Origin of the sequence: Sedimentitalea sediminis (assembly GCF_042687825.1) — a bacterium.
In the GTDB taxonomy this organism is placed as follows: domain Bacteria; phylum Pseudomonadota; class Alphaproteobacteria; order Rhodobacterales; family Rhodobacteraceae; genus Sedimentitalea.
The window spans coordinates 1-5301 of the sequence record NZ_JBHUQE010000048.1 but is presented as its reverse complement, the minus strand read 5'-3'; the positions used below and the strand labels follow the sequence as shown (position 1 = coordinate 5301).

Here is a 5301-nt window from a genome sequence, read left to right as displayed (position 1 = left end):
TACACCTTGATCGAGACTGCCAAGCTCAACAGTGTCGATCCCCAAACCTGGCTCGCCGATACCATCGCCGGCATCCCGGACTACAAGATCACCCGCGTCAACGACCTGCTCCCCTGGAAATAGCGGTCAGACCGGACGCTTACGTCCGGTCTGACCGCGCTGATAGAGCGCCGCTAATGTCGGATAGTGTCCACTTAGCTAAGTGGACACTTACGGGGCCGGGATGGCGAAGCGGCGCAGGCGCAGGAAGTGGAGGGATGACGAGAAGCGCATGATCTGAGCGCAGGCTCGGATGCCCGGCGTTTCGGTTGCCCAGGTTGCGTGGCGCTAGGATGTGAACGCCAACCGGATCTTCAATTGGATGAAGGGTTCGAAGTTCGCCGCCGATGACGCGGCGGATGAGCGAGAAACTTGGTACCGCTGTGCAGCGGAAGGACCGGCCATTCATGCGGATCGCAGCGAGGGTCAGACGTCGGATTTATAGGTCGCGGGACGAAGACTGATTTCGCTGCATAATGACTAACGTCCGAATTCGACTGCCTGCGATGTTTCTTCATGCCAGAAATGCACCCAATATGACCACCGCCCCGCTTTTTCAAAGCGGTCGCCTGTTGTGGTGGATCTGCGTCAGTCAGATCAACCGAGGCTCAGGATTTCTTCGCCGAGAATCTGCATGATCTTCTGCCCCGGTTCACTGACCCAGTTGACGGCAAGTTCCGCCAGAAGTGCGCTGGTTGTGGTCAGTTCGACGCCGCCGCGTTCCATCTTGCGGAAGGCCATTTCGTCGGTCAATGCGGTGGGAGAACCGGAGGCATCGACCACACCTGTGACATCGAACCCTTCGGTTGACGCGCTGATTGCGGGCGGGGCAAGGCACACGTCGGTGGTGATCCCGGCCATGATCAGATGTTTGCGTCCGGTGTTGCGGCAGGCATCGGCAAAGGCGCTGTCGTCCCAGCAGTTTACCACGCCGGCGCGTTTGACGCGCGCGGCAAAGGCCTCGGGCGCGATGTCTTCCAGCGCGGGAAACAATGGCCCTTGCATATGTTCTTCCATGCTGGACGTCAGCACCAGCGGCATTCCAAGGGCTACGGCCACACGGGCCAGCGCGCGAGTGTTGGCCTCGATCAGGGTGCGATCAACGGATTTTGCCCAGTTCATTGTGCCGGTCTGATGGTCGATCAGGACAATTGCGGCATTGTCGGGGGTAGGTGTCTGATTGGTCATGGGTTTTCCTAAATAAGGTTAGTGGATTGAGGTTTCGGGAAGGTCGAAGATCAGGAATTCGGCGTCGGGTTCTGTATGGATCGCAAGTTCGCCAGCGTTTGTAAGGCCAAGCCCGTCGCCCTTTGCCAGCGCGTGGCCCGCCGCCGTGCCGGTCCCTTCGACCATGAACAGATACAGGCCGCGCACCGGACCGGTGGCCGGATAGGCAAGAGTGTCATTGCGGTTGAATTGCCCATAGCAAAGGCGCACGTCCTGTTGCGCGACAAGAGTTCCTTCATCGCCCTGGGGTGACAGGATCGGGCGCAGGCGATTGGTGTAGTCCGCAGCATCCAGCGCCATTTTCGAGTAATGTGGGGCCAGCCCCGTGGCCCGAGGTGCCAGCCATATCTTAAGCGCCCGCATCGGTGCGGTTGGCGAATTGTTCACTTCGTTATGAACGATACCCCTGCCCGCCGTGATCACCTGAACGCCCTTGGCGGCAGCCGTGCCGGAATGGGCGGGAACGTTTGGGTCGATGTGTTTAACCTCGCCACTCACCAGAAACGTGATCACCTCGACGTCTCTGTGGGGATGCAGGCCGAACCCTTGTGACCCCGGAGCCTGCGTTCCATCGTCGATTGTGATCAGCGGGCCAAAGCGTTTGCGGCCCTCTGGCAGATGTGGCTTGAACGAAAGATGCGCCTGCATGAACCCAAAGTCCTTGAAATCGCGGGTATCGGCGGGGTGAAAAATGATGTCTTGCAGCATGATCGGCCTTTCCTGCGCAAAGGCGCTTGTGGCAACCGTGCGCGCCGGATCAATGAGCGCGGCGGCGGTCGAACTGAAAACCACCAAATCTGCGATCAGCCAGAAACTCGCACTTTTCGAGGCGGAACTGGGCCTGATCCTGCTTGACCGCTCGGGGCGGGCAGTAACGCCAACCGCTGCCGGTCGGCGGATATTTGAAACCTGTATCGGCCCTGTAGATGCTGCCCTGAAAGCTGAAGCAAACCTTGGGCTGCTAAAAGGTGATACGGTGGCCGGTCGGGTGTCAATCTCCGGGCCAAACAGCCTGCTTGGTGCGGTATTCGTCCCTATGATGCCTGCGTTATGCACCCATTATCCGGACATAGAACTGGAACTGCATGCCGACGATTCAAGATCGGATTTTGCGGCAGACGATATCAACCTCGCATTTCGCATCGGCCCGCCTTCTAAGGGGCGCAACATTGCAGCGGCCTTGCCGGCAACACAATGCGCGCTTTATGCCAGCCCCGGATTTCTGGCCGGGGTTGGGACCATTGAGCAGCCCGGAGATATCGCGAAAGTGGCGTGTATCCTGCGACGCCAGGAACCTCCTGCATGGTCATTTCGAAATCGTCAGGGACAACAGCAGACCATATCGCCAAAGGTCGGGCTGCGCGTCAACACCATGGAGCTTGCCGGAGCGGCGGCGCAGTCGGGCATGGGCGTTGCCCAATTGCCATCCCTGCTGGCCTAAAAAGACGTTGAACTTGGAACGCTTGCTCTGGTGATGCCGGAGTGGATGGCCGATCCGGTCGAGATGTCGCTGCTGTGCCGAGCAGCGCGGCTATCGGTTCCGTCGGTAGCAGCGGTCAGGCAATATATTCTGGACACCTGCGGCACTATCTGAAGCAATCGCCTGAAAGCCGCCTTCGGCAAAGTGCGGATTACCATTCCAAGACAGCGTCTATTTCGCTCGGGCTTGAATGCAGACATTGGATGTTCGGCGGCAAATTGTGAAAATGGGGCGCTCTGCCGCCCAACGCTCGTGCAGCAAGGTCTTTGGCACAGGCGGCGAAACCGGGCTCGGAGCCCAAAATGACAAATGCCGCGGGCTGCATGAAGGTCAGCTTCGGTTGATCACTATTCCTGGAGCGCTGCCGCCTCTTCGAGGCGTGTCTTGAGGTGAGTGACAACTTTTTGCGTGGTTTCAATGTCGTTTGACGACAGCCCGTCAGAGAGCGCATTTATCCATGGGATTTGCAGGGCCAGCGCGGCCTGAAACAGGCTTTGGCCCTTTTTGGTCAGAACAACAAGATGCGCGCGTTTGTGGTGCGGATTCGGTTGAAACTCGACAATTCCATCCTTTTTCAGCTCATTCACAATGCGCTGAACGCCCTGCCGATGAACCCCCATCGTGCGTGCGTGCCAAGCCACTGACTCTGGCCGTTCTGCATAGGCGATGGCTCCGAGAATCTGCCATCTCGCACTGGTCAAGCCAAGCTCAGCGACCAGCCGATCACCGGCAAGCAGTAACCGACCATTCAATCGGAACACGTCCAGTATCAGCGCTGTCACCGCTTCTCCGGCCTCCGTCCATTTTTCTTCTGTCATGTTGATCTCATATTCAGTTGACAACGCATTGTCAATATGATCAATGATCTCACAATTGACAACATATAACCAATTTAGGGAGCGCCCCGAATGGTCAACTTCAAACCCCTCGACCCCGAATACCCGATTGAACAGCAACTGGGCGTCGACGCCGGCCCCGTGGTTCTGATCAATTTGTTCACTGTTGATGCCGCTGATCAAGACGCCCTGATTGAGGCCTGGAAAGAGGATGCCCTCTGGATGAAGAAGCAACCGGGATACATCAGTACGCAACTGCATAAGGCCGTTGGCGAAAGCAGCATGTACCTGAACTACGCTATCTGGGATTCCGTCACCGACTTCCGCACAGCTTTCTCAAATCCAGAGTTTGAAAAAGCGCTCAGCCATTATCCCTCAAGCGCCATAACGGCACCGCATCTGTTCGAAAAGATTGCCGTCCCAAACTGTTGCACGGCTTGAACACCCACATTGCGACAGCCCGGAACTGGAGGAACCACCAATGGAAACACGCATTCACGCAATTTCAGGCGGCATCGGCTTTTTGATGATCCTCCTCTTCTGGACCTCCACAGCAATCAGTGAGTTGTTTACCAGCCATGAAACGATTGCCACGGTCAAAGCCCTGATCCTGAAAGGTATGTTCATCCTGATCCCTGCAATGGCCATCGCTGGCGGATCGGGCACCGTCATGGGCAAGCACCGGACAGATGCCAAGGCGGTCGCCAAGAAAAAGCGCATGCCGATCATCGCCATGAATGGGTTGCTGATCCTGCTCCCCTCTGCCTGGTTTCTGGCGGGCAAGGCCGCTGCCGGGGAATTCGATACCGTGTTCTATGTGGTTCAGGTGATTGAGCTGGTTGCGGGTGCTGCAAACCTCTCCATGATGGGTTTGAATATTCGTGATGGTTTGACCATGACAGGCAGGATTGGCAGTGCGAACGTGCCAACAGCGGGTTCGCATCAACCTGTGATCGAGGAACGTCCTGCCGGGCCTCTGGTGGCCAAAGCCATTCCCCGGCTCACTGATCCTGCGGGAGCGGATATCGAAACTCAGCCAGTCATGGCGTTGTGTCGATGCGGGCAGTCGATGAAAAAACCCTATTGTGACGGCTCGCACAACGATATCGGCTTTTCGACAGCCCCATCGCCGGATCGCACCCCCGATGGAGCGAAGGTTTACGAAGGCGATCAGATCAACGTGCACTACAACCATCTGCTGTGCTCTCATGCAGGCGAATGTGGAAAGCGTTTGAAGGAGGTTTTTGATAGCGGACGCAAGCCATGGATTGCCCCGAATAAGGCAACCCCGGATCAGATCAGGGATGTGGTCAAAGCGTGCCCGTCTGGTGCCTTGTCCTGCAGCGAACCGGGTGAAAAGGCCCGGCACATTGTCGGGGCGGAACCGGGCATCACGATAGAGCGAAACGGGCCATATCGTGTCACGAATATCCCGCTGGCATCGGGCGTTCACGCCGAGGGCGCATCTGCGGAAAAATATGTTCTGTGCCGCTGCGGGGCCTCGAAAAACAAGCCCTTTTGTGATGGTTCACACGTTGACATTGGCTGGACGGACCAATCTGACTGAAAGGGAAGTATGTGTTGATTGTCGTTACATTGTAGCCTGGCCTATCCAGTCAAGCGGCCATTGGCGTCGCCGCAGCAAACTCACCCTTGCTCTGCACTGTGCCGGTTCGTGAACCGCGACAGGTCCATAATGCGCCTCGTCGGGACGTTCCG

General features: G+C 57.3%; 7 protein-coding genes. 4 read left to right on the top strand and 3 right to left on the bottom strand.

The window, feature by feature from the left end; translation table 11 throughout:
• Positions 1 to 123: transposase domain-containing protein (locus ACFMPD_RS17320; protein WP_380997232.1), on the top strand; the 123-nt coding region annotated here is incomplete at its 5' end.
• 513 nt (positions 124 to 636) lie between these two features.
• Here the strand turns inward: ACFMPD_RS17320 and ACFMPD_RS17315 are convergent.
• Entirely contained in the window at positions 637 to 1227 is a 591-nt protein-coding gene (locus tag ACFMPD_RS17315) for an isochorismatase family protein (protein ID WP_380997229.1), read from the bottom strand.
• Between the two features lie 18 nt (positions 1228 to 1245).
• Positions 1246 to 1974, bottom strand: coding sequence for a pirin family protein (locus ACFMPD_RS17310; protein WP_380997226.1), 729 nt, complete (start codon positions 1972 to 1974; stop codon positions 1246 to 1248).
• Between ACFMPD_RS17310 and ACFMPD_RS17305 the strand changes: the two genes are divergently transcribed.
• Positions 1973 to 2707 carry a LysR family transcriptional regulator gene (locus tag ACFMPD_RS17305; protein ID WP_380997223.1) on the top strand — a complete coding sequence of 245 codons (735 nt, stop codon included), beginning with the start codon at positions 1973 to 1975 and terminating at the stop codon, positions 2705 to 2707. The genes ACFMPD_RS17310 and ACFMPD_RS17305 overlap by 2 nt on opposite strands.
• Positions 2708 to 3093: 386 nt before the next feature.
• On the opposite strand, the gene ACFMPD_RS17300 is transcribed toward ACFMPD_RS17305, so the two are convergent.
• The gene (locus ACFMPD_RS17300; protein ID WP_380997220.1) at positions 3094 to 3564 is read right to left on the bottom strand and encodes a MarR family winged helix-turn-helix transcriptional regulator; all 471 of its coding nucleotides are present in this window, start codon (positions 3562 to 3564) and stop codon (positions 3094 to 3096) included.
• 90 nt (positions 3565 to 3654) lie between these two features.
• On the opposite strand from ACFMPD_RS17300, the gene ACFMPD_RS17295 reads away from it, so the two are divergent.
• Positions 3655 to 4023 carry an antibiotic biosynthesis monooxygenase family protein gene (locus ACFMPD_RS17295; RefSeq protein WP_380997217.1) on the top strand — a complete coding sequence of 123 codons (369 nt, stop codon included), beginning with the start codon at positions 3655 to 3657 and terminating at the stop codon, positions 4021 to 4023.
• A gap of 40 nt (positions 4024 to 4063) precedes the next feature.
• Positions 4064 to 5149: a CDGSH iron-sulfur domain-containing protein gene (locus tag ACFMPD_RS17290; protein ID WP_380997214.1), complete on the top strand. Its 1086-nt coding sequence runs from the start codon at positions 4064 to 4066 to the stop codon at positions 5147 to 5149.
• The last annotated feature ends 152 nt before the right edge of the window (positions 5150 to 5301 follow it).

Bases quoted from the DNA above. Each gene is read 5' to 3' on its own strand.
- ACFMPD_RS17305 (WP_380997223.1), top strand. From the start codon at position 1,973: ATGATCGGCCTTTCCTGCGCAAAGGCGCTTGTGGCAACCGTGCGCGCC.
- ACFMPD_RS17300 (WP_380997220.1), bottom strand. From the start codon at position 3,564: ATGACAGAAGAAAAATGGACGGAGGCCGGAGAAGCGGTGACAGCGCTG.
- ACFMPD_RS17310 (WP_380997226.1), bottom strand. From the start codon at position 1,974: ATGCTGCAAGACATCATTTTTCACCCCGCCGATACCCGCGATTTCAAG.
- ACFMPD_RS17315 (WP_380997229.1), bottom strand. From the start codon at position 1,227: ATGACCAATCAGACACCTACCCCCGACAATGCCGCAATTGTCCTGATC.
- ACFMPD_RS17290 (WP_380997214.1), top strand. From the start codon at position 4,064: ATGGAAACACGCATTCACGCAATTTCAGGCGGCATCGGCTTTTTGATG.
- ACFMPD_RS17295 (WP_380997217.1), top strand. From the start codon at position 3,655: ATGGTCAACTTCAAACCCCTCGACCCCGAATACCCGATTGAACAGCAA.